Source organism: Pseudomonas sp. (assembly GCF_036404235.1).
Classification (GTDB): Bacteria; Pseudomonadota; Gammaproteobacteria; order Pseudomonadales; family Pseudomonadaceae; genus Aquipseudomonas.
Map to the genome: position 1 here is coordinate 18,322 of NZ_DASWOT010000131.1, position 22,701 is coordinate 41,022.

25 protein-coding genes and 2 pseudogenes are annotated in these 22,701 nt (G+C 58.0%); 10 read left to right on the forward strand and 17 right to left on the reverse strand.

Annotated features, from left to right (window positions below; all coding sequences use genetic code 11):
• Nucleotides 1–16: 16 nt before the first annotated feature.
• The 8 genes from VGC62_RS16790 to VGC62_RS16825 all read right to left on the reverse strand — a co-directional run bounded on the left by VGC62_RS16790 (nucleotide 17) and on the right by VGC62_RS16825 (nucleotide 9,461).
• Entirely contained in the window at nucleotides 17–1,405 is a 1,389-nt protein-coding gene (locus tag VGC62_RS16790; RefSeq protein WP_331188235.1) for an MDR family MFS transporter, read from the reverse strand.
• A 149-nt stretch (nucleotides 1,406–1,554) separates the two neighbouring features.
• Nucleotides 1,555–4,047, reverse strand: coding sequence for a TonB-dependent siderophore receptor (locus VGC62_RS16795; protein ID WP_331188207.1), 2,493 nt, complete (start codon nucleotides 4,045–4,047; stop codon nucleotides 1,555–1,557).
• A 506-nt stretch (nucleotides 4,048–4,553) separates the two neighbouring features.
• The gene (locus VGC62_RS16800; protein ID WP_331188208.1) at nucleotides 4,554–5,321 is read right to left on the reverse strand and encodes a TonB family protein; all 768 of its coding nucleotides are present in this window, start codon (nucleotides 5,319–5,321) and stop codon (nucleotides 4,554–4,556) included.
• A gap of 8 nt (nucleotides 5,322–5,329) precedes the next feature.
• Nucleotides 5,330–5,734: a biopolymer transporter ExbD gene (locus VGC62_RS16805; protein WP_331188209.1), complete on the reverse strand. Its 405-nt coding sequence runs from the start codon at nucleotides 5,732–5,734 to the stop codon at nucleotides 5,330–5,332.
• Between the two features lie 30 nt (nucleotides 5,735–5,764).
• Nucleotides 5,765–6,379, reverse strand: coding sequence for a MotA/TolQ/ExbB proton channel family protein (locus VGC62_RS16810; RefSeq protein ID WP_331188210.1), 615 nt, complete (start codon nucleotides 6,377–6,379; stop codon nucleotides 5,765–5,767).
• 204 nt (nucleotides 6,380–6,583) lie between these two features.
• Nucleotides 6,584–7,351, reverse strand: a complete 768-nt coding sequence (locus VGC62_RS16815; protein ID WP_331188211.1) for an ABC transporter permease — start codon at nucleotides 7,349–7,351, stop codon at nucleotides 6,584–6,586.
• Nucleotides 7,351–8,238, reverse strand: coding sequence for an ABC transporter ATP-binding protein (locus VGC62_RS16820; RefSeq protein ID WP_331188212.1), 888 nt, complete (start codon nucleotides 8,236–8,238; stop codon nucleotides 7,351–7,353). The genes VGC62_RS16815 and VGC62_RS16820 overlap by 1 nt, the downstream gene beginning before the upstream one ends.
• Before the next feature lie 206 nt (nucleotides 8,239–8,444).
• Nucleotides 8,445–9,461: an ABC transporter substrate-binding protein gene (locus VGC62_RS16825; protein ID WP_331188213.1), complete on the reverse strand. Its 1,017-nt coding sequence runs from the start codon at nucleotides 9,459–9,461 to the stop codon at nucleotides 8,445–8,447.
• Between the two features lie 314 nt (nucleotides 9,462–9,775).
• Between VGC62_RS16825 and VGC62_RS16830 the strand changes: the two genes are divergently transcribed.
• From VGC62_RS16830 to VGC62_RS16840, 3 genes are read left to right on the forward strand one after another with little or no spacing between them, the layout of a single operon-like run.
• Entirely contained in the window at nucleotides 9,776–11,155 is a 1,380-nt protein-coding gene (locus tag VGC62_RS16830; protein WP_331188214.1) for a dihydroorotase, read from the forward strand.
• Nucleotides 11,155–12,084, forward strand: a complete 930-nt coding sequence (locus VGC62_RS16835; protein ID WP_331188215.1) for a dihydrodipicolinate synthase family protein — start codon at nucleotides 11,155–11,157, stop codon at nucleotides 12,082–12,084. Before VGC62_RS16830 ends, VGC62_RS16835 begins: the two co-directional genes overlap by 1 nt.
• A complete protein-coding gene (locus VGC62_RS16840; RefSeq protein ID WP_331188216.1) occupies nucleotides 12,084–12,869 on the forward strand; it encodes an SDR family oxidoreductase in 786 nt (261 codons plus the stop codon). Before VGC62_RS16835 ends, VGC62_RS16840 begins: the two co-directional genes overlap by 1 nt.
• A 29-nt stretch (nucleotides 12,870–12,898) precedes the next feature.
• Here VGC62_RS16840 and VGC62_RS16845 read toward each other — a convergent pair whose 3' ends face one another.
• The 3 genes from VGC62_RS16845 to VGC62_RS16855 form a co-directional block, all read right to left on the reverse strand.
• Nucleotides 12,899–13,525, reverse strand: a complete 627-nt coding sequence (locus tag VGC62_RS16845; protein ID WP_331188217.1) for a glutathione S-transferase — start codon at nucleotides 13,523–13,525, stop codon at nucleotides 12,899–12,901.
• Nucleotides 13,526–13,675: 150 nt separating this feature from the next.
• Complete coding sequence (locus VGC62_RS16850; protein WP_331188218.1) at nucleotides 13,676–13,948, reverse strand: hypothetical protein; 273 nt, start codon at nucleotides 13,946–13,948, stop codon at nucleotides 13,676–13,678.
• Nucleotides 13,945–14,160 (reverse strand): hypothetical protein, encoded by a 216-nt coding sequence (locus tag VGC62_RS16855; RefSeq protein WP_331188219.1) that lies wholly within the window; start codon nucleotides 14,158–14,160, stop codon nucleotides 13,945–13,947. Before VGC62_RS16855 ends, VGC62_RS16850 begins: the two co-directional genes overlap by 4 nt.
• 763 nt (nucleotides 14,161–14,923) lie before the next feature.
• On the opposite strand from VGC62_RS16855, the gene VGC62_RS16860 reads away from it, so the two are divergent.
• Nucleotides 14,924–15,181 (forward strand): hypothetical protein, encoded by a 258-nt coding sequence (locus VGC62_RS16860; protein ID WP_331188220.1) that lies wholly within the window; start codon nucleotides 14,924–14,926, stop codon nucleotides 15,179–15,181.
• Here VGC62_RS16860 and VGC62_RS16865 read toward each other — a convergent pair.
• On the reverse strand, nucleotides 15,171–15,623 hold the full coding sequence (locus VGC62_RS16865) for a helix-turn-helix domain-containing protein (RefSeq protein WP_331188221.1): 453 nt from the start codon (nucleotides 15,621–15,623) through the stop codon (nucleotides 15,171–15,173). The two genes, VGC62_RS16860 and VGC62_RS16865, sit on opposite strands and share 11 nt — an antisense overlap.
• A gap of 160 nt (nucleotides 15,624–15,783) precedes the next feature.
• On the opposite strand from VGC62_RS16865, the gene VGC62_RS16870 reads away from it, so the two are divergent.
• The 5 genes from VGC62_RS16870 (at nucleotide 15,784) to VGC62_RS16890 (ending at nucleotide 19,693) form a co-directional block, all read left to right on the forward strand.
• A complete protein-coding gene (locus VGC62_RS16870) occupies nucleotides 15,784–16,419 on the forward strand; it encodes an NADPH-dependent F420 reductase (RefSeq protein WP_331188222.1) in 636 nt (211 codons plus the stop codon).
• Between the two features lie 52 nt (nucleotides 16,420–16,471).
• Nucleotides 16,472–17,440 (forward strand): SDR family oxidoreductase, encoded by a 969-nt coding sequence (locus VGC62_RS16875; protein WP_331188223.1) that lies wholly within the window; start codon nucleotides 16,472–16,474, stop codon nucleotides 17,438–17,440.
• 89 nt (nucleotides 17,441–17,529) lie between these two features.
• Entirely contained in the window at nucleotides 17,530–18,471 is a 942-nt protein-coding gene (locus VGC62_RS16880; protein WP_331188224.1) for an SDR family oxidoreductase, read from the forward strand.
• A gap of 113 nt (nucleotides 18,472–18,584) precedes the next feature.
• The gene (locus VGC62_RS16885; RefSeq protein WP_331188225.1) at nucleotides 18,585–19,205 is read left to right on the forward strand and encodes an NADPH-dependent F420 reductase; all 621 of its coding nucleotides are present in this window, start codon (nucleotides 18,585–18,587) and stop codon (nucleotides 19,203–19,205) included.
• 89 nt (nucleotides 19,206–19,294) lie between these two features.
• Nucleotides 19,295–19,693 (forward strand): nuclear transport factor 2 family protein, encoded by a 399-nt coding sequence (locus VGC62_RS16890; protein ID WP_331188226.1) that lies wholly within the window; start codon nucleotides 19,295–19,297, stop codon nucleotides 19,691–19,693.
• 177 nt (nucleotides 19,694–19,870) lie between these two features.
• Here the strand turns inward: VGC62_RS16890 and VGC62_RS16895 are convergent.
• Nucleotides 19,871–20,065: pseudogene (locus VGC62_RS16895) on the reverse strand (ATP-binding protein); the annotation flags it as partial.
• Between the two features lie 343 nt (nucleotides 20,066–20,408).
• Nucleotides 20,409–20,666, reverse strand: a complete 258-nt coding sequence (locus tag VGC62_RS16900; protein WP_331188227.1) for an HAD hydrolase family protein — start codon at nucleotides 20,664–20,666, stop codon at nucleotides 20,409–20,411.
• A gap of 248 nt (nucleotides 20,667–20,914) precedes the next feature.
• Here VGC62_RS16900 and VGC62_RS16905 point away from each other — a divergent pair.
• Nucleotides 20,915–21,013: pseudogene (locus VGC62_RS16905) on the forward strand (transposase domain-containing protein); the annotation flags it as partial.
• A 57-nt stretch (nucleotides 21,014–21,070) separates the two neighbouring features.
• Here VGC62_RS16905 and VGC62_RS16910 read toward each other — a convergent pair.
• The 3 genes from VGC62_RS16910 to VGC62_RS16920 form a co-directional block, all read right to left on the reverse strand.
• On the reverse strand, nucleotides 21,071–21,370 hold the full coding sequence (locus VGC62_RS16910; RefSeq protein WP_331188228.1) for a cupin domain-containing protein: 300 nt from the start codon (nucleotides 21,368–21,370) through the stop codon (nucleotides 21,071–21,073).
• 131 nt (nucleotides 21,371–21,501) lie between these two features.
• A complete protein-coding gene (locus VGC62_RS16915) occupies nucleotides 21,502–21,972 on the reverse strand; it encodes a bifunctional diaminohydroxyphosphoribosylaminopyrimidine deaminase/5-amino-6-(5-phosphoribosylamino)uracil reductase RibD (RefSeq protein WP_331188229.1) in 471 nt (156 codons plus the stop codon).
• Between the two features lie 108 nt (nucleotides 21,973–22,080).
• A complete protein-coding gene (locus VGC62_RS16920) occupies nucleotides 22,081–22,680 on the reverse strand; it encodes a histidine phosphatase family protein (RefSeq protein ID WP_331188230.1) in 600 nt (199 codons plus the stop codon).
• Between the last annotated feature and the right edge of the window lie 21 nt (nucleotides 22,681–22,701).

Consider the following 22,701-nt stretch of genomic DNA (forward strand, 5'->3'; position numbering starts at 1 on the left):
GACTCCTGGGCAACTATCAATGAGAGGTTTCGAGATGACGCTCAGGCAGATACAAGGCTGCCAATAAAGCGGGCAGAGCGAGCGCTGCATCGATCAGCAATAACTGGCGAAACACCGTGTCCAGAGCGCTGGCAGCGAGGCCGCCGCTCAGTCCGGAATCCGCCAGGGACGGGTCGGCACCTGCTCGATGTAACAGTGACACGAGCACGCTCGACATCAGTGCGATACCCAGCGCACCGCCCAGAGAGCGCAGCAGGTTGAGGGTGCTGGTGGCGACGCCCATATGGGCCGCGCTCACCGCGGTCTGGATCGAAACTATGCTGGCGGGAAACTGGCAACCGATGGCTGCCCCGCAAAACAGCATCCATGCGCCGGACGCCCATGCGTTGTGTAATGACGTACAGGCCAGCGCTGCGATGCTCAGTGGCAACAGCAGGTTGCCAAACACGATTTGCGGTTTGTAGCGCCCCAGATGGGTGATCAACCGACCGCTGCAATAGGCGCCTAACGGCACGCCCATGACCAGCGGCAGCAAGTGCAGGGCAGCCCGGTCGGCGGGTTGACTGGTCAGCATTTCAAAGCGCAACGGGATAAAAACGGTAAGCACGATCATCTGCAACGACGCAAAAAACGCTACCAGGCCACTGAGCAATGGATGCCGCTCGTGCAGTAGGTAAAGGGGCAGCAGAGGCTCGCGGCTGCGCTTTTGCTGAGCCACGAAAGCGCTGAGCAATAACACTGACAGGCACAGCAGGGTTATCTGCACAGCATCGGCGGTTTGCTTTTGCAATTGTCCGAATCCACTGATTGCCAGCAACAGACACATCAAGCCGCTGATCAGTAAAAGCGCACCTGCGTAGTCGATGTGTGAGCTGTGACATGGTAGTGCCAGACCTCGCAGGGCGCGGCGGCAAATCAACCATGCGGCCAATCCCAGAGGCAGGTTGATCCAGAAAATCCAGCGCCATGACAGCCAGGTCGTGAGCAGTCCGCCGAGTAGCGGTCCGGCCACGCTGGCTAAGGCAAACATGCCGCTGATATAGCCTTGATAGCGACCGCGCTGGCGAGGCGGCAACAGTTCACCGATGATCGCTTGGCTCAAGGTCGCCAGGCCGCCGGCGCCTAGTCCTTGCAACACGCGGGCGGCGATCAGTTGTGGCATGTCCTGGGCAAATCCACAGAGCATCGAGGCCACGGTAAACCAGCCGATAGCGACCAACAGCAAGCGGCGACGCCCGTAGAGGTCGCCGAGTTTGCCGTACAACGGAGTGCTGACCGTCATTGCTACCAGATAGCCCGAGATGATCCAGGCCAGATCATGAGAATCACCCAGTTGAACCGAAAGGGTGCTCATGGAAACGGCAACGATGGTCTGGTCCAGCGCGCTAAGAAAGATCGCCAGCATTAATCCGAGCAGGATCAAACCAAAACCGCTGGCGACTGGGGGAATGGGAAGCGTGTTGTCAATGGAGGTGCGCAAGCGGAGCATCCAGGCCACGGACGGTGGGGATCTTGCACCCGAATACGGATGTCGATCCCCATCGCCTGCAGCGGTCAGAATTTATAGTTGAGCGAGGCCGTGAAGGTCCGAGGCTCCGATGGGAACACCAGGACCGAGTCGAACAGGTTCGCAGAGGTAAAGTATTTCTCGTTGAGCAGGTTGTTCACGGTCAGCAGCGTCGACCAGTTTTTGTAGTCATAACCGACCGAACCGTTCCACACGGTGTAGGCAGGTAGACGAATCTGTTTCTGGTTGTCAGCCCACTGCGCGTCGACCCAGGTGAAACCCAGACTGCTGTTCAGACGGCCCGGACCCAAGGGCTGCGTGTAGTTGCCATACAGACTGCCCACCCACTCCGGCACGCCACCGCGATCCCATTCGCCACCGAGTACCGAGCCCGAAGGGTCATAAAACCGATAACCGTACAGACTCGATGGATCGACCCCCAGCGCCTTAGCCACTGCTGCCGTATTGAGGATGGTGAATGGGGCTCCTTTCTCACGCACGGCCATTTTGCTGCCGGTAGCGCTCAGGGAGAAATTCTTGTTCAGCAACCAGCGTAACTCTGCTTCGTAGCCCTTGCTGTTGACCAGAATGTCGGAACCGCTCTGGGCATCCTGATAGCTGCGGTCCTGATCGAAGTACGCCAGGCTGCCATAGACATTGTTGTTCGGGCTTTGATACTTCACACCGAATTCACGCAGCTTCGAATCTTGCAGCCAGGAGCCGTTTTGCACGTTCTCCACCGGCACCCCGCCTGCGGAGTTGGACGCCAGCGCGCCTTGCTCGGCGTAGGTGAAGTAAGGAACGATGCCCCACGGTGTTTTGTACGACAGGCTGATGTTGTAGGAGTCTTTGTTACCGGTGTCGCTGTACCAGTCGGCGCTGCCATTATCGTCGGAATCGCTGATCAGGTTGCCGGCTGTGCCGCGAGCTTTTTCCGAGGCTTTCACATCGTAGTAATCCATGCGATAGCCCAGCGTCAGATCGAAGTTGTGCCATTGGATGTCCGACAGCATGAAGGCGCCGGTGTCCTTGGTTACCGAGTAGTTTTGCGAGCTGTAGTTGCGCGCATACTCTCCCGGAGCGACCTGCACCAGACCCGTGTGGCCCGAGTCGAAACTGTCGTTCGGTGTGGCGCCGACGCTCAGGTCGCGGCGGTCGAAGATTTCATCGCCATAGGCTTCCTTGTCGATGCCGTTGTAGTAGCGATAGTTGACCCCGACGGTGTTCGACAGGCTCGCATCGCCCAGGGTTATCGGGAAACTGAGGCTGAGCTTGTCTTCCCAAGTGTAAGAGTCGAAGTCAGCGGTAAAGCCGTAGGACGAATATTTGTAGTGATCCATGCTTTCGTAGAAAGCCTGGTTCTTCAGCTCGACGCCATCGCCCAGATCACGGATAAGGTCGAAATATCCGGTCTTCACGGCGGTGTGACCGCGATCCGCTTTGGCCGTCATGGTTTGGTCGTGATCGAGTTTGGTCGTGCCGGGATTGGTCAGCTTGCCCAGCCCACCGTCGTTGGGCACGCTGCAATTGGCATAACCACCGCTGCAATAAACGTCCAACAACGCGTTGCCGTTACCCGACGGGAAGCCAACGCCTGGGGCAATGTCGGTACGCACGTTTTCGGGGTACAGCTCGCCGCCGCGAGTGACCAGATTCGAGGGTGAGCCCGTGACGTAGGTGCCGTGATCGATCAGGTCTTGAGTGACCCGGTTCCAACCGGCGTTCTGGATACGCTCGGAGTTGAGGTATTGGCCACCGAACTCGGTGCGCAGGTTATCGGTCAAGTCCAGATCGAATGCCAACTGGCCCAGCTTCGATTGCGGCTCGACATAGTCGTAATAGCTCTTGGAGTCTTCTTGCTCGTAATAGCCGTAGACGCCGCCACGGTGCTCGCCAATTTGAATCGGCATGCCGCCTTCGGCGTGGACCTTGAACTGATCGTAGGAGCCGACAGTAGTGCCAATTTCTCCTGTTGGCTCTTCGATGTATTTCGAGGTGGCGGACTTCGCAGATTTGGGCGTGAAGTTCATGTAGCCGCCGATCTTGCCGGCACCGAAGATCGGCGGAACCGGCCCGCGCACGATATCCACCGAGCTGGCAGCGGAGATCGGGGTGGTGTAGTTGCCTGAGTTCTGCACCCGTTTCATGCCGCGAAAATAGTTATCGGCTTCTTCGCCTCGCAATGCCAGGGAACCCGCAATGCCGAAGAACGAGCCGGTATAGGCACCTGGCGTCATGCGCACCAGATCGTTGATGTCACGCAAGCCGTAACTTTTAATCAGGTCGGCGGACACTTCGGTAACCGAGCGTGGCGTTTCCACCAGCGGCTTGTCCAGGCCGAATACGCTGGAGCCCGCCGTGGCGCTGGGCATGATGCCGACGTTATCGTCGAAGGATTCTTCGACGGTGTAATCCTTGAGTTTGACCGGATCGTCTTTGTTTTCCGGGGTGTCGTCCCCGTAGGCGGCTGCACACATCATCGGAATCGCCAGAGCGACCGCAATACCGAGTTGCTTGTAGCTAAAAGTGAACGCTCCCATGCCGGGCTCCTGCATTTTTAGTGAAGGCAAAGTTTTTTTAGAAAGCCCTGGCGAGTCGAATCAACTGGGTATCCAGTTCATTGATTGGTGATGTAATCGCAGCAAGGCTAATACCGGTATTATTTGCCTTCGATAAATCGAGGCGTCCGTGTGAGTGCCAACCTAATGGCCTGGGGGGGCGTTCGTAAATATCAAAAAATACGCGGGTATGGGCTAAAAATTAGCCAGCGGCGGCAGTGGCTCGGGAGTGTGATTAAACAGAGCGAGTTGATCCGTTTGACGCACAATAATGTTTCATTTCCAGAGTGCGGAAGTTTAAGTGACGAATTGTTAGTTAAGTGTCGGCGTTTTTTTGCGAGGAGGAAAATTAATGCCAGTCAGGAGGGCATCAGAATAAAAAAACCGACGCCAGATAAACGGGCGTCGGTATGAAGGTGTTCCTTCCCTGGATCACGATTGCGGGGTTGTCCGGCTCTGCAACAGAGCCGGATAGGCGGGGTTGACTGTTAGCCGTCGGCTTTTTTGAGGTCGAACTTCACGGTTTGTCGGGCATGTTGTTCCTGAGCGACACCGCCGACCATGCGTGGCTGAAATTTCCAGTTTTTCACCGCGTTGATCGCTGCATCGTCGAACAGGCGCGGCGGTTTACCGTCCACGACCTTCGCCGAGGCTACAGAACCGTCCGGACGAATGATCAAATCGAGTACCACGTAACCCTCAATCTTCGCCTGACGTGCCATGCGCGGATACGCCGGCACGGTTTGCTGCAGTGCCACCGCGTCAGTGCTGGCGCTTGGCGCGGGCGGTACCGGCTTCGGCGGTGGCGGTGGTGGCGGCACAGGCGGTACTGGCACCGGCGGCGGTGGTGGAGGCGTCGGCACGGGAGGCTTGGGCAGCGGCGGTTTAGGCAGCGGCTTGGGCGCAGGCAAAGGCTTGTCCACAGGCTTGGGCGGTAGCGGTTTAGGGGGTGGCGGTGGCGGTGGAATCTCTGGAGGCGGCGGTGGCGGTGGTTCCGGAGGTGGCGGAGGCGGTGGTTGCTCAGGAGGTGGAGGTGGTGCCTCAGGCGGAGGAGGCGGCAACTCGACCATCTCGATACGGGTGATTTTCGGCGGCTCCTCGACAGGCTTGGGCTTGACCTCGACCATCGCGCCGACGCCGATGAACAAAGCCACCAGCAACAGGGCGCCACCGATAGCCACGGGCATCGGCAGGTGATGGTGGACGTGGCTGTCCTGCGTCGCCCACAAGGCGCCGCTGCGTAGATTCTTTTCCATGGCGCCCACTATTTCTGCGTAGCCAGGCCAATGGCGCTGACACCCGCGCCGCGGACCAGATCCATCGCATGCACGATGCTTTCGTATTGGCTGCCCCGGTCGCCGGCGATCACCACGTCGAGCTTGCCGCTGTTCTTCATCTCGGACAGCCGAGCACTCAGTTGCTCGTCGTTGACCAACTGGCCGTCAACATACAGCCCACCATCGACCGCGACGCCGATGTTCAGGGTCACCGACTCAATAGGGTCCTGAGACGAGGACTTGGGAAGATCAAGGGTAATGCCCGCGCCCTGGATCATTTCGATCATGATGAGTACGAAAAACACCAGCAGAAACATCATCACGTCGATCATTGGAATGATCTCGATGCGTGCCTTTTCTTCGTGACCCAGGTAATGGGATTTTCTGGCCATGAGAGATTCTCCGTGGATGGCGAGCGAGACTTAGATCGTCGCGAAACGGCTGATCAGCATCGACTTGACCAATTCCATCTGGTTGACCACCAGGCGGATACGCTTGTTGAAGTAATTAAGAAACACCACGCAGGTGATAGCGATGCACAGGCCAACCGCCGTCGCCACCAGCGCATGGGCAATGGGCCCGGTGACGGAGCTGACTTTTTGTGAACTGTTGGCTGCTAGCACGCTGAACACTTGGATCATGTGAATGATGGTGCCCAGCAGACCCAGTAACGGGCCGAGGGTGACGCAGGTGTCGAGCACCCACAGGTTGCGATCCAGATAAGGCATCTGCACCATGATGCTTTCATCGACTTCGCGCTCCATGGCAGCTTCGGATTTGTTGGGCGAATCAAGTGCCGCTTCGACCAATTTGCCCTGCACGGTGCGCTGATAATGTCCGGCAACTTGCCTGGCATCGTGCTCATTGTTGTAAGCAACATGCCGCAGATCTGCATCAAGGCTGGCGCCGGACTGGATACTTTTACGAAAGAAGAAGTAGCGCTCGATAATAACGGCAATGCCGATGATGAAGATTACAAGCATCAACGGAATGATGCCCCAGGAATCCTTGGAATATTGAATTACACCTTCGAACATGTCAGTTCCTTACGCGCAGCGTGAAAAAGTTATCGTTGGGGCAGTCCGAAATGCCGTCGTTGTCAGGACGACATGAGTACGGGCTAAGTACAGGGGTAAAACTGTCTAACGATCTATTGTTTTAATAAGAGCTGTTATCGCCATGATGCCAGTAACGTTTTGCTGTACCGGGTTGTAATAAACCCCGGTACATAACTAACGAGTTTATTTGCCGCGTTTGGCCCAATGGGTAAAGCGACCTTCAATCAGTTCGCATACTTGATAGGCAATGACTGCCATCGCGGCGATCACGATGACCCCGGCAAACACCAGAGGTACATCAAAGCGCGAAGAGGCGGCCTGCATCAGAAAACCGATACCTTCGTTGGAGGCGATGGTCTCAGACAGTACTGATCCGACGAACGCCAGGGTGATCGCGATCTTCAGCGATGCGAACAGATAGGGTGTCATTCGCGGGATGCCGACCTTGGTCAAAATGTCCCAACGGCTGGCACCCAGCGAGCGCATGACGTCTTCCATTTCTGAATCGATGGTCGACAAACCGGTGGCGACGTTAACGATGATCGGAAACACGGCCAGGGAAAACGCAGTAACGACGGCTGGCAGTGTGCCGATGCCGAACCAGAGGACGAAGATCGGCACCAGCGCGACTTTTGGCACGGCGTTGAAAGCAATGAGCAGCGGGTAGATACCGCGATAGATCAGCGGCGAAGCGCCAATGGCAAGGCCGAACAACATGCCCAGCACCACGGCAAAGGCGAATCCCATGCCGGTGGTATAGAGCGTCTGCAATGCATTGGGCCAAATCACGTCGTAGTGTTCGGCGATGGAGCTGGCGATAGCGGTGGGCGGCGGCAGCATCAGGCTGGCGCTGCCCAGCGCCATGGCCACGATCTGCCAGAGTGCCAACAACGCTAACGTGGTGATCCATGGAACAAAGGCGTGGGCTCTGGATTTTTTCGAGGATTTCATCAGGCTCGAGCCTCCAGGATTTTCTCGCGGATCTCGTGGACGATTTCGCTGAAACCTGCTTCGTAGGTACTCGCCAGGGTGCGTGGTCGTGGCAGGTCGACGGTCCGCTCAAGAATGATGCGGCCGGGGCGCTTGCTTAAAACGATGACGCGATCCGCCAGAAACACCGCTTCGCGTAGGTCATGAGTGACCAGGATCGCGCTGAAGCGCTGCTCAAGCCAAAGGTCCTGGGTCATTAGCCACAGTTCTTCGCGCGTGAATGCATCCAACGCTCCGAAAGGTTCATCCAGCATCAGCAGTGGCGGCTCGTGAACCAGCGCACGACAGACATTGGCGCGCTGTTGCATGCCGCCCGAGAGTTCCCAGGGATACTTATTGGCAAACTCCTTCAAACCGACGATTTCCAGCAGGTGCATGGCGCGTTCGCGATACTCATCGTAGTGGCGGCGCAGACGCTGGCGATGTGGCTTGACCAGCTCAAACGGCAGCATCACGTTGGACAGCGTGGTGCGCCACGGCAACAGGGTGGAATTCTGAAACGCCATGCCGACACTGCGCACTGGACCGGTGGTTTTCTGTCCCTGGATGAAGACCGCACCGCCGTCAGGTTGCAAAAGACCTGTGACCAGCTTCATCAACGTCGACTTACCGCAGCCGGACGGCCCGACCACCGCGACGAATTCGCCTTCTCGCACCTGCAGGTCGAGCCTGTCGATAGCCAGCATTTGCTCGTCATCGGCCCCATACACAAGACTTACATTGCGTAAGTCAACATACGGCTGACGGCTTTGCGCCTCGTGTGGCACCTGTTCTATTTTCGGTAATGCAGATGCACTGGCCTCGCCCTTGTTTTCAAAGGCAAAGCTGTCGGCAAAACGTTCGCTCATGCTCACACCCGATCACTCCTCATCGCTTGGCATTTGGATGGCCCATGACGACTGCCATTGCGCTGATCGGTCACAGCGCAATGGCCTGGGCAAAACCTGCCTCTTCTTGATCGGTCTGGATGACCGGCACGTGGCTAACGGCTCGGATTACCCGATGATGGGCGGTCCGTTGGATCTGTTGCGGGCTCAATGGGCCTCTTGTGTTTTCAGGGATTGCCTACCGCCAATTCGCTCTGTGGCGGCAAATAGTCAGCGGTCCACACCGAGCTGCTGGGCGGCGTAGCAAAGCCCATGGCCTCGGCAATTTGTGCAATGGAATGGTTGAGTCGGTCTGGATCGATGTTGCTCAAACCGTTCTGTTTGACATGCGGTGTCAGCACCGCGACGTGAGTCGCAAAATCGAGGTGCTGGGCTTCCAGCTTGGCGTCCAGCATCGAGTTGTAGCTGCGCAGCGATGCAATCGCGGCTTGCGGGTCGTTAATGGTCGCCTTGATGCCGACCACGGTGCAGCTGAGGAAATCGCGCATCTGCTGTGGATGTGCGCGTGCCCATTCAGGCTTGACCATCACCGCATTACCCGGCACATCCACACCGTATTCGGAGAAGGGCATGCTGAAAATCTGCTCGCGTTTCACCCCGACAGAAAGGAAGCCATTGACCACCGTGAGCAAGTGGCCCGCAGCAGCATCCGCCTGGCCCCGAACCACAGTGGCCTGGCGCAGGTTCGGCGCGACGTTGACCCAGGACACTTTGCCCGAATCGATACCGTTGGCTTTGGCGAACGCCGGGAAAAGCATCCGGCTGGCCTCGCCCTGAGTGTCGGCAATGCGCTTGCCCTGAAGATCCTTGGGGCCTGCGATGCCGGAGCTTTTCAATACGCTGACCGAGGCCGATGAGCGATCACTGACAATAAACGTAGCAATCAGCGGGTTTTCCGGGTGTTCGGCGTTATACGCCAGGATGCTGCCGAAGTCCGCCACGCCAATGGCGTAGGAGCCTGACGCGACCTTACTGATGCTGTCTCCTGAACCGAAGCCGCGGTCGATGGAGACGTTCAAACCCTTCTGGGTAAAGCAGCCACTTTTAGCGGCGGCCGACCACATTGCCTGCGGGCCTTCAAAGGCCCAATCCAATACCAGCCGGACCGAATCTTCGGCGTGTACAGCCTGAGTCATGACACAGCTCAGACTGGCGGCCAGAACAGCCTTTACCGCGTAGTTCATCCTCCACCCCTCGGGACAACAGCAATTGAGCAGCTCGATTCGAAGCCACAGTACGGGGGGCGAGCTTTTAGTGTAAAGGTGAGATTTTCGGTCCCGGAGAACGAATTTTTATCGCTTTCGCCCTGTGGCCTTATAGCGCTTGAAGTCGCCGCCCGGCTGATGTCTGCAAGTGATGCAAGCGCTTGCGCCGACACTGAAGCAATCGGATCGCTGCGCTGTTTATTAGTCGTCTCTCGCCGATTTTTTATCGTTTACGCAAGCGTTGCGCCGCTCTTAGGCTTGGGGGATTCAGCCTTGGAGCAGAGACGACTTCTATGAGTGATTTCGACCTGGTGGTTCGTGGAAAGGTGGTCACCACCGACCGCATCATCGACAACGGTTACGTCGCGACACTCGATGGCAAAATTGCCTTGGTCGGCGAGGGGCAACCCCCTGGCGCGCACGATATGCAGGACTGTCGTGGTTGCTGGATAGTGCCTGGTGCCGTCGATGGGCAGACCCACACAGGCAGTGCCAATCATGAATGGCTCGGCCAGGCTTCTCGCGCCGCTGCGGCAGGCGGTGTGACAACGCTTGTCGACATGCCCTACGACGAGCCGGAGCCGGTCTGGAACTCCCAGCGCTTTTATCAAAAAGCTGCCCAGGCCAATAGCGATTGCCATATTGATATCGGGCTGTACGCAACGATTCGGCCGCAGGACGGCCTGGATGAAATTCCGGGGCTGATCGAAGCCGGGGCCTGCGCTTTCAAGTTCTCGACGTTTGAAGCCAACGCATTGCGCTTTCCACGGATCACCGACGATGTGCTGTATGAGGCAATGCGCCGTATCGCCCCGTCAGGGCTGGCCTGTGGTGTACATAACCAGGATCAGGAAATGACCCTGACCAACATTGCCCGGCTCAAGGCTGCGGGCGACACGGGTTGGGACGCGTTCGGGCGAGCGCATCCGCCCCTGCTGGAAAACCTTGCCACGGCGCGGGTCTATGAGCTGGGCGCAGCGACCGGAGCCCGCGCCCATGTGGTTCATATCTCGCTGTCCCGCGGCTTCGAGCTGTGCAATCTGTACCGCAATGCCGGGTTCAAGGCGAGTGCCGAAACCTGCGTGCAGTACCTGATGCTCAACGAAGAAGAGCATGTGCGCCGCCTCGGCGCGAAGACCAAGCACTATCCGCCGATACGACCTCAGGCCGAAGTCGACAAGTTGTGGACTCATATCGCTGCCGGCGACTGCGATTTTGTGTCCTCCGACCATGTGTCCTGGGGCCTGGATCGCAAGGGCGACCCTGACATCTTCAAGAACGCATCCGGGGGGCCGGGTCTTGAAACACTGGTGCCTGCGTTGTGGACTGGGTGTCTTGAACGCGGCATCTCACCGTTGATGGCGGTTCGTCTGTTGTGTCAGGGGCCGGCAGACTTCTTTTTGATGCAGGCCAAAGGCGCGCTGACGGCTGGCAAAGATGCCGACATCGTCGTGCTTGAGCCTGGCAGTTTCATTTACGACCCCGCCAATAGCCAGGCGGCGGTCAACTGGAGTTCCTTCGAAGGGCGCAATTTTGCCGTGCGAGTCGCGGCTACATATTTGCGCGGTGAATTGGCCTGGGACGGCCAGTCAATCGTCAATCAGGCAGGCAAGGGGCGTTTACAAAAGCCGCGCCTTCGCGCCTATCAATCAGCCAGCGAGGTCGGTGTGTAATGCGTTTGAATGAACAGGCGGCAGGGGTTTTCATTATCTGCGTCACGCCCTTTACCGAGGATGGCGCGCTGGATTTGCCCAGTGCCGAGCGCATGGTCGAGTTCTATCTGGAGCGTGGCGCCACCGGTCTTACCGTGCTGGGCATGATGGGCGAAGCGCCGAAATTGACCATGGCCGAATCCCTGACCTTCGTCGATTGCGTACTCAAATGCGTGGCCGGGCGGGTGCCCGTGGTCGTCGGGGTTTCCGGCCCCGGGCTGGCCTCGATGGCCGAGCTGAGCGCGGCGGTGATGGCCTCCGGTGCGGCAGGCGTCATGGTCGCGCCGCCGTCCAATCTGCGCAGCGATGCGCAGATCCGTAGCTACTTCTCTCAAGTGGCCCAGGCGATTGGCATGGACACACCGTTCGTGTTGCAGGACTTCCCGCTGGCGACCACCGTGATGATCAGCACCGCGACGATTATCCAGATCGTTGCCGACAACCCGAATTGCGTAATGCTCAAGCATGAAGACTGGCCGGGCCTGAACAAGATCACTGAGTTGCGCAGCGCGCAGGCCAGCGGTGCGATGCGCCCGATCAGTATTTTGGTAGGCAATGGCGGGATCTTTCTGCCCGAGGAGCTGGCTCGTGGTGTCGACGGTGCCATGACCGGCTTTGCCTTTCCGGAAATGATGGCTGATGTCTACCATGCCTACAGTTCAGGCGATGCCGAGCGTGCCCGGGACCTGTTCGACGCGTATCTGCCGTTGGCTCGCTACGAACAGCAGCCGGGGTTTGGCCTGGCGGTACGCAAATACGTTCTCGCCAAACGCGGTGCCATTGGCTCAGCCACGTTACGTGCGCCAGCGCCCAAACTGAGCGCTGCCGATATCGCCGATATTGAAGGCCTGATCGAGCGTCAAACGCGTCGTCTTGAGGAACTGAGCTGATGGAACTTGGATTGAAAGGTCGCCGCGCTTTAGTGCTGGGCGCCAGCCGCGGTCTGGGTGCAGCCATTGCCAAAAGCCTGGTCGCCGAAGGCGCGACGGTGATCGCTGCCGCACGCTCGACCGACCTGATTAAAGCCTGGGCTGCCGAGCTTGGGCCAGAATATGCAGCGCAAATCATACCGCTGGCGCTGGACCTGAACGACTTCACGTCAGTGGACAGCGCTGCCGATTGGGTCATCGCGCAGGGCGGTGTCGATATCCTCGTCAATAACAGCGGCGGCCCTCCGGCCGGTAGTGTGCTCCAACAGACGGCGACGCTCTGGCAAACGCATTTTCAAGCCATGGCCGGCCATGTGTTTCATCTGACCAACCGATTGATCGATGGCATGCTCGGCCAACGCTGGGGCAGGATCATCAGCATCGCGTCCTCGGGGGTCGAACAGCCGATCCCCAATCTGGGTTTGTCCAACGGCATCCGTATGGCGGTGCTGGGTTGGTCCAAAACCCTGGCGAGTGAGGTCGCGGCACAAGGGGTGACGGTTAATGTCGTGCTGCCCGGACGTATCCACACCGACCGTGTCGATCAGCTCGATCAAGGTGCCGCCACCCGTCAACACAAAAGCGTCGAGGATATCGCTGCCGCGTCCAGGGCCACCATCCCCGTTGGGCGTTACGGCACACCGCAGGAATTCGCCAACGTGGTGACCTTCCTCGCAAGCGACGCGGCATCGTATGTCACCGGCAGCACAATCCGGGTTGATGGCGGGATGATTCGATCCGTGTGAGGTCGGTCTGCGGCGATGCTGCGCCGCGATCAGCGAGCCAGTGCATACTCGCCGCCTTTTTTAATCGCCGCCTGATAAGCCGGACGCTTTTGGAAACGTTCTATCCACGCTTGGAGATGTGGACAGTCGCCGAGCTTGCCCTGCTGATCGGCGACTTCGCCGATAAAACTCATCTGAATGTCCGCGCCGCTTAGTTCGTCGCCCATCAGGTAATCCGACTGGCTTAGCGCGTTGTCGAGATAGCCGAGGTAATTTTTCAGTTCGCTATCGATGCGTGGGCGCAGCGGCGCACCGGCTTCGCCCAGGCGCCCGGTGTAGAGATTAAGCATCAGCGGCAACATGGCCGAGCCTTCGGCGAAGTGCAGCCATTGCACGTACTCGTCATAGGTAGCTGTGGCCGGATCCGGCTGCAGAGCGCCGCCGCCATGGCGCCGAATCAGGTAATCGACGATAGCTCCCGATTCGATCAGCGTAAGCGGCCCGTCCTGAATAACCGGAGACTTGCCCAGCGGATTAATGGCTTTGAGTTCCGGCGGTGCGAGATTTGTCTTGGGGTCGCGCTCGTAACGCTTCACCTCATAAGGCACGCCCAACTCTTCAAGTAGCCAGAGGATACGATGCGAGCGAGAGTTGTTCAGATGATGCACGGTGATCATGGGCATGTCCGTTTAAGGGCGTGAATAAAAACCTGCTGCGCTGCATGGAGTGCCAGGACAGGGTCTAAAAGCAGACCTCGCTGATGGGGCAGAGTGCCTGACAGATCCATCTAAGGCTTGCATGGCGATGCGCAGAGCCGAACTACCGTCTCACGCAGTTGGCGGGAACCCTTCCAGTCGAGCCTGCACAGCATCGTCGAAAATGATGTAGAGCGCCTCGATGTCACCGGGCCGCACGCGTTTGCCCGACTCCAGCTCATGGATAAAACTGATCTGCATTTCCCCTTCGCGCTCGATATCGGCACGCGTATTGGCGGCATCAAGCGAGCGCAATAATTTATCGATAGGGCCGCGGATGTTCTTTTGCAGCTTTACCTGATCGAGCTTTTGCTGTGGGGTGAGTTCTTCAGTACCTGTATTCATGAGGTGGTGAACTCGCTGCTGCCAGGTTTATGAGAGCCATATTTTGATTCGTAGTCTGACCCAAGCCGAACCGCCTCTGCGTCGGCCAGGTCCTTGGATGCAAAGATATCGACGAAGCTCCATGGCGTATTGCGTACCACGGCCCAACCGAGGACATGACCCGAGTTGTCGGGGTCCTTGGGCAGGGCCCGGACGAGGCTTACTAATGTCATTGAGGATTCCGTTGGCTGAGGAGCGATAGGGGACGATAGCACCTTGACGCCTTGGTCAATCACTTCACCTGTGCAATATTCAAACGCCAAAGAACGACCGTCGCAGTAGAACCCGCAAGAATTACCATCATCGTGCTGAGTCAGCGTTCAGCGGTTTACCTGATTAGTCAGCGCTGACTGCTACATCATCAATCTGCCTTTCTCCACGGCCTCGTCAAGCCGCTCTCGTAGCGGATCAAACAGACACCACACTTGATCTGCGTCGAACTTTTCGTCGTGCGAGGCCGCGAGCAACCGCGAGATCAGACCCAACGCTGCATTGACGTCAGCGACGCATTGAAAGGCTGCGCTCAATCCATTGAGTCGGACTGACAATGCGCACCTCAACCAAGAGCTGCTGCGCCGTACTCGACGGAAGGGGCGTATCACTCTGGACGAAATACTCTAGAGCCGATTGAAGGTCGCTGAGGCGGGTTTCGATCGGTATGTTTCGGCGAGACTAGGTTTTTCGGGCGTCTGGAGTTCGCTGGAAAATTCGGCGTACCCCAACTAGTAACTATAAATAAATCAGCTAGTTATGGCGTTCGGTGGAATCGAATTCGAGATTTTTTAATGGCGACAGGCAGCAGACGACCCGTTGCTGCCGGTCGCGAACGGCCGTTTTGGGGGAAAGGTAGGTAGTAGCGTCTGGCCTCCCCGTTGAGCTTTCGAAGGCCTGGACGTACAGCTGCGAGGACGCCGAGCAAGACGCGATTCAACCGGTATGGCAGATAGCGCTGGCGATCCACGTCAGCAAAAAGCCGGGCTGGCGCTCATTGCTACTTTGGCCCACATGCCGGGAATGCCGTGGAGTTCAGGTCGTGGCTTTGGGCGCATGGCCGGTTCCTCACCAAGAAGCTCAGCGTGCCTGTTTCAGCTCGTGATTTCTGTCAGTGCCAGCCGACCGGGTGGCTCGGACAAGACCATTCTGGTCGCGAGGTTTCTGACCTCGTTTTTGCTTGCCGTCTGGTTCATTCCTTAATCTCGGGAAAGATACATCCACCATTGCGGACCAGCGCCTTCAGTTCTTCGCTCACCTGCGTGGGGTTTCGACTTAATTGAGTCACGAACGCCTCGAGGTCTCGTACGTACGACTTCGAATCGTGCTTCGCGCTCCAAAGGACGATGTTGAGCACGATGGGAATGAGATCCAGGCCCTTCTCGGTCAACGTGTAGAAATCCTTGCGCCTGTCGTCGGGGTTGGGTGCTTTCGAGAGAATTCCTTGCCCCTCAAGAAAGGCAAGACGGGAAGCGAGGACATTAGACGCGATCCCCTCTTCCGATTTCAGGAACTGGCCATACGTCTTCTTACCAACAAAAACGATGTCGCGAATGATCAAGAGCGACCATCGGTCGCCGAAGATCTCCACGCCATAGTTCACTGCGCAATGGGACCGAAAGTCTTCTTTAGAGGTTGTTTTCATGGCGGGATCTTAGCATCGCTTGCATGGTGCAAGTAAATTCCTGTAATTCACTTGCTTTTTGCAAGCGAGTCGACCAGCATGGCTAGTCTGTTGAGCGCAGTCGCCGGAACGTGCCGGCAGTCCTTGAATGATCAACCCCATATCTGTAAGGAAACTGCACATGAGCACTATCAGCATCATCGGCTCAGGTGGCATGGCCGCATCGATCGGCGGCCTTGCCGCCAAGGCCGGACACACCGTCGAGGTGATGAGTCGTGACGCCGCCAAGGCGCGGGCGCTGGCCGAGCAGATCGGAGCCGGCGCTACGACAGGAACGTTCGGCGCAGCCCCCTCCGGGGATATTGTCATCCTGGCGGTTCCCTACTCCGCCGTTCTCGACGTGGTGAAGCAATACGGCGAAGCACTGGCAGGCAAGCTTCTTGTTGACATCACCAACCCCGTCGCCCCTGACTTCACGAGCTTTGTGACCCCTGAGGACAGTTTCGGCGCACAGGAGATCGCCAAAGCCGCCCCTGCCGACGCAGAAGTCGTCAAGGCGTTCAACACCCACTTCTCCCACGTCCTGGCCGACGGTCCGGTCGAGGGCCACCCGCTGGACGTGTTCATCGCCGGGGACGGCGCGCAGGCGAAGGTACGCGTCTCGGCGTTCATCAAAAGCCTCGGACTGCGCCCGATGGACACTGGGCCGCTGCTTATGGCTCGAACGCTGGAGCACGTCTGCCTGCTGTCGCTGGGCCTCATGACCCACTCGGTCAAAAACACCAATTTCGCGATCGGCGTCAGCCTTCCTGGCTGAGCGCACGCGCACCAGCATGTCTCGTATCACACTGCTCAGAAGGGCCAATAACATGCTCGTTTTCGTCACTGGCGGCACCGGCCACGTCGGTTCGTACGTCATCCCCGACCTCATCGCAGCCGGCCACGAGGTCGTCGCTCTGGCAAGGTCGGACGCGTCCGCGGCAGCGGCGTATGCGCTCGGCGCCAAGGTGCGTCGTGGAGATCTTGCCGACCTCGAAGGGCTCAAGGCAGCGGCGGTCGAGTCCGACGGCGTCATCCACCTCGGATACAGGGCCGAACTGCTTCCGTCCGGGGGGATCGCCGCCTTAGTCGAATCGGAACTCGCGACCGTCCTCGCGTTCGGCGAGGCGCTGGCGGGCACGGATAAGCCATTGGTCGTTGCAGGCAGTATCGGCACGCCCATGAACGTGGGCAGAGCGGCGCCTATCGGCGCACCGGTCAGTCTGGGTCGACCGGCGACCGAGGATGATCCCGCTCTACCTAGCGGCCCGATCGATTCAGGCACTCTGTTGGCACGCAATATCGTGGAAACCGCCGTCGTGGGCCTCGCCGAGCGAGGTGTTAGATCGTCGGTCGTGCGGATTCCCACTCTCTTACACAGTGCGACCGGTCGCCTGCAGCTGATCATGCTCGCGAAAACAAAGGGTTTCGCTGGCTATCCGGGAGACGGCAAGAACCGGTGGCCCGCCGTGCATGTCCGCGATCTTGCCTCTCTGTTCCGCCTGGCGCTCGAGAAGGGGGCCGCAGGCAAAACCTGGCACGCGATCGGCGACGAGGGTATCCCGTTCCGCGAGATCGCCGAGGCTATAGCCGTTCGCCTGGGAATACCCGCCGTGAGCGTCCCCGCGGACGAACTGATGCTGCCGGGCTACTTTGGGTTCCTGGCGGCAGTGGCCACGCTAGACCTCCCCGCGTCGAACGCCATCACCCGCCAGGCTCTTGGCTGGGACCCCGTTCAGCCCGGTCTGATCGAGGACCTAGACAACGGCCATTACTTTGCGCCGACTGACTTGAGCTGACGGCGGGGCGCTGGATCGCAAATGCGTCCGTCCGGCACAGTCCCCTTAGCACCTTTTCCCGCACCCCATCACCCACGAGGAGCACGCATATGCACGTTTTTGTTACCGGCGGCACCGGCCATTCCGGTCCGTACATCATCTCCGATCTTATCGCCGCCGGCCATGAGGTCACTGCCCTGGCTCGGTCCGACACGGCCGCGGCGCAGGCTGCTGCGCTCGGCGCCAAGGTACGTCGTGGCAATCTCGAGGATCTCGACGGGCTCAAGGAGGCGGCTGCAGCCTCCGACGGCGTCATTCACCTCGCGCACCGGCAGGACCTGATTCCAACCGGCGGGATCAACGCCGTTGCGGCCGCGGAGCTTGAGATCATGCTCGCCTATGGCGAAGCACTGGCCGAAAGCGGAAAGCCGTTGGTCGTGTCTGGAAGTGTCGGCTCGCCCGGGTGGGAGGGCCTGGGCCGGCCGGCCACCGAGGAGGATCCGCCCCTTCCCGGTGGCGATCCGTACAAGAATACCCTGCGAGTTCGGAACATCGTGGAAACCACGGTGATCGGTCTCGCCGAAAAGGGCATACGGTCTTCGATCGTGCGGATCCCTGAGATCATGCACAGCTCCACCGATAACGCCGGCTTCCTTCCGCTGTTGATCGGGCTGGCTAAGGAAAAGGGTGTCGTCGGCTACCCCGGAGACGGTGCCAACCGTTGGGGGGCCGTGCATGCCCGTGACCTCGCCACCGTGTTTCGCCTGGCGCTGGAAAAAGGCGCCGCGGGCAGAAGCTGGCATGCAATCGCCGACGTGGCTATCCCGTACCGCCAGATCGCCGAAGCCATTGCCAGCCGGTTGAATTTGCCGGCCGTGTCTATTCCTGCGGACGTGCTGATGCTGCCTGGCTACTTCGGGTTCCTTGCGAATCTGGTCACGCTGGACACCCCGACATCGAACGCCATCACGCGCCGGGTTCTTGGCTGGGAACCGACCCAGCCCGGACTCTTCGCCGATCTTGATAGCGGTCATTACTTCCCGGCCGACTGATGAGGTGACGGCACACCGCCGGGTCGCACTGCGCCCGGCGGGTGGCCAAGCCGCGACGGCGTAACCCGTCCAGAAAAGATGGAAAATACCTGATTTCAGAACGGAGACTGCACATGAGCACTATCAGCATCATCGGTTCGGGAGGCATGGCCACGGCGGTCGCCGGCCGTATCGCCAAGGCCGGACACACCGTCGAAGTGGTCAGCCGCGATCCCGCCAAGGCGCAGGCGCTTGTCGACAAGCTCGCATCCGGAGCGATCACGGGGACTTACGGCGCCAATCCGGCGGGCGACATCGTCATTCTCGCCGTGCCGTACACCAGTGCGGTGGCGGTACTGGCCGACTTTGGCAAAGCGCTCGACGGTAAGGTGATCATCGATATCACCAACCCGGTCGCTCCCGATCTCTCGGGCCTCGTTACCCCGCACGGCAGTTCCGGCGCGCAGGAGATCGCCAAGGGCGCCCCGGCTAGCGCGCATGTCGTCAAGGCGTTCAATACTCTCTTCGGCCAAGTACTTGCCAAGGATGAACGCCTCGACGCGTTCATCGCGGCGGACGATGCGCACGCCAAAGCGCGCGTCTCGACCTTCCTCGAGAGTCTCGGGCTGCGTCCGTTGGATGTTGGCGGCCTGCAGATGGCCCAGACGCTCGAGTGGCTCGGTCTGATGATGATCGGCCTGGCTAAAAACGGCGCCGGCACCTGGGACATCGCCATGAAAGTCGATATCGGCTGAATCACCGACACCACGTCCTCACCAGCAGGCCCACAACGTGTCCGATTAGATCGGACACGATCCTAGGCAAAGGAAATGGAGAGATTTCGATGAGCACACAAGAGAATGTCCAGACTGTGAAGAATTTTTTTGCAGCCATGGGCCGCGGCGATAAGCCAGGTCTGCTGGCGTTGTCTGCCGAAGATATCGAGTGGATCATTCCGGGCGAGGACTGGCCGCTGGCCGGCACGCACCGCGGGCACCAGGGCTTGGCGGATTTGCTTCAGAAGGCTTGCGAAATGGAAACTTCATTCCCGGAGCCCCCTGAATTTGTAGCGCAGGGAGACCGGGTTCTGATGGTCGGATTCGCCACGGGGAAAGTTAAGGCCACGAACAGGACGTTCGAGGACCATTTTGTCTTCGCCATGACTATTCGGAATGGCAAAGTGATAAACATCCGCGAATATATCGACACGCAAGCACTGGCACGGTCCTCCGAGATGGCGTGAGCTGTTGGCGCTGATTGAAAACTGACCCACCCTGGCGATTGAAAATTGAACCACAGCGGATTGCCGATTTTGTCCCAGCAATTGTGGATAAGCTTAGCCGTAGTGTTCTGGTTGAAGGCCCATCGGGCCCCACCGCATGCAGGCATGCGGCAGGGCATTTATGGTGCAGATCAAAACGACCAGTGCGCCACCACTCTGGCTGAAGTGCAAATACCCAAGCTCATCGAGTATCACTAGCTCTGTTCGAAGCAGTCCTTGGGCAATTCGGCCTGCCTTGCCGTCGTACTTTTCACGCTCCAGCAGATTGACGAGATCCACCGTGGAGAAGAACCGTACTCGTTTGTTGTGAGTAGTGATTCCGGATGCCGCGACGCGGCACGCAGCCTAAAGCTTCCTACATGGATGTGGTTATTTCATGTAGGTGGTTTACGGGCGCTGAGTCAGTCGAAATATCTTCGGTTCATCTGCTGCTGGTTATCTTGAGTTTTGTTTGAGTGGCGCAACGAAGGTTTTTTTCCGGCGGGCGTGTGGTGCTGGCGAGAATGCTTTCGCGGGCAGTCCGCTCCCACGGTTTTGTTTGGCGCAAAAAAAAAGACCCACCTTTCGGTGAGTCTCTCTCGCTAAATCTTGGTGCGGCACCAGGAGTCGAAGCGAACTATAACTTGCTGATAAATGGCCTTTTATACGGCCTATGAGAGCAGGCTTATCTCTAAATCTACCCTGATGATGTCATCGACGCTCTCGCCCTGCCAGGCAACGCCTGTCCCGACAGCACCACTGATTCAGCGAGCACTATTCGCCGTCGCATAGAGGCCAGGATCAGGACAATAATCTCAAACAACGAATCGCTATCGAGCGTTGTATGCGCCTTGTCTTTGGCTTGTTGATTTGCGTTCAGGGCAATGGAATACCCCACCGCCTCAAACAATGGAATGTCCGACACCGAATCGCCGACATGGAATACCTCCGACATGTCTGCGCCGAGAGACTGGCACATTGACCTAACAAACACGGGCTTGTCGTGTTCGGTGAGGTGCGATTCGACCTCTCCCGTGAAACTCCCATGTGGTCGGTTTTCAAGACGGGGCCGCTGGACGTGATGACCCCATAGTGGTCGGCAAAAAACTCATCGACACATTTCCAGGCCAGGGTGCATATCCCCGAAGGGATTCCATTGACCTGAAGCCAATCAACGGTTTTCCTTATATCGTGGATTACCGGGATCCGTCTGCTTATTTGGAGGGCGTCCTCCCGCGCCTGCCGACGCAGCGGGCGAGTGAAATCGATCAGTTGCTGCCGCATAGTTGGCAGCCGGACTAATCATGCAAGGCATGCTGCTCGGACGCAAACGCAGCCTTCATAAATATGGTGCCAATGTCATTGCGCATCTACCAGGAAGAGCGTTCCATAACTTCCTTTGAGCACTCTGTGCTGCTTCCCAGCGGGTACGATATGGAAATCCCCCGCTCGCATTTTGATTACCTCACCCTCGATCTCAAGACTCATCTGTCCGTCGATCAGTAGAAGGGCTTCATCAAATTCACTGTGGCTTTCATAGGGGATACCATTCGCATCCATCCGGATTACTTTAAGATTGGCTCCCCCTGTTGTACCGAGAATACGCGAGCGCCATGCGACCGGGAGCAAAGCGGCTTCTTCGACGAGATTCGTTGCCATATTGTCCAAAATTCCTTCGCGTCTCTTTTGCCCCTGGCTGAGGACAAGCTCAACAGGGAGTCCATGTGTAGCCGAAAAGCAGAACTTGCAATGTGTGTTTACCGACCGGTTACCGCTGAGATGCCATCGATTTACTGATCGTTGTGATCCGACGATCCATCCGGTTTGCTTACCAAAAAATCAGCTAAGTCCTCAGCAGCGTCCGCCGCTAATAAGCCGACAACGACTGTAATGCCTGCATCTCGCAGTATTCTTATGCCCGCTCCAGAGTTTCTTGGATCGGGATCAAGCAACCCAACAAAAACCTTCTCGATTCCGCTGTTAATCAGTGCCTGAGCACATGACGGAGTTCGACCATGAAAGGAGCATGGCTCAAGCGTGACAAAAGCAGTCACCCCGGAGCAGTCATTCGTTAATCGGCTTAACGCCATCGCTTCCGCGTGATGGAACCCCGGTGCCTGTGTATAGCCTTGGCTGATCACCACGTTGTCCTTTACCAGCACGCAACCTACTGGCGGATTTGGAAGGCACTCAGGTAAGGCTAAACGCCCTTGGGCAAGAGCAAGCTGCATGAAATCGGTATTGGAATGGGGACTAGGCATATTTAATTGGTGCTCATCCTTGGTGGCCGACTCTTGGCAGATCGGGTTAATCAGTGCTGTACCGGCGAGACTATGGACCTATCAGTCAAATTACGCGGGCACCCAACATCACACTAGAGGCAGCGTGCCTCTCAGAATGTCAGTATCAAGCGTTGGAATCTCGAAACTCTTCAAGACCAGCATGTTGCCGTTTGAGAGCTGCCAGTCGTAAAAATCTGAAAAATCCCCTTTGGCCAACGCACGGATGACCTTTGCAACAAAGCCGTGCGCGACGAGCAAAACAGTTTTTGACGGGTATTTCGATTCCAGTTCAACCAAACCGTCCCGTACTCTCGTCACTACGTCGGAGATTGACTCACCACCGGTTGGCCCGGCATCCCAGCGACGAGTGATATTTTGCGACCAAAGCTGTGGGTATTGCTCTCTTGCGTCAGCTCGGGTCAATCCCTCGAAAACCCCGACATCCCGCTCTCGGAAGCACGCCATTATCTCGACCGGGAGCTTCAGCCCTTCGTTAAGGATACTCGCAGTTTCTGTGGCCCTTATGCGAGGGGAAACGACGAGTGCATCAAGATTCTTGGGCACGTATTCGCCAAGCGCTACAGCTTGCCGCCGCCCTGGTTCGGTAAGCCCCGGATCAAGCGAACCAAGGTAGCGCTGTTCGGCATTGGCCCAAGTTTCCCCGTGCCGTACGACGTATAAATGCATGAAATCCATCTTAGTGAGTTA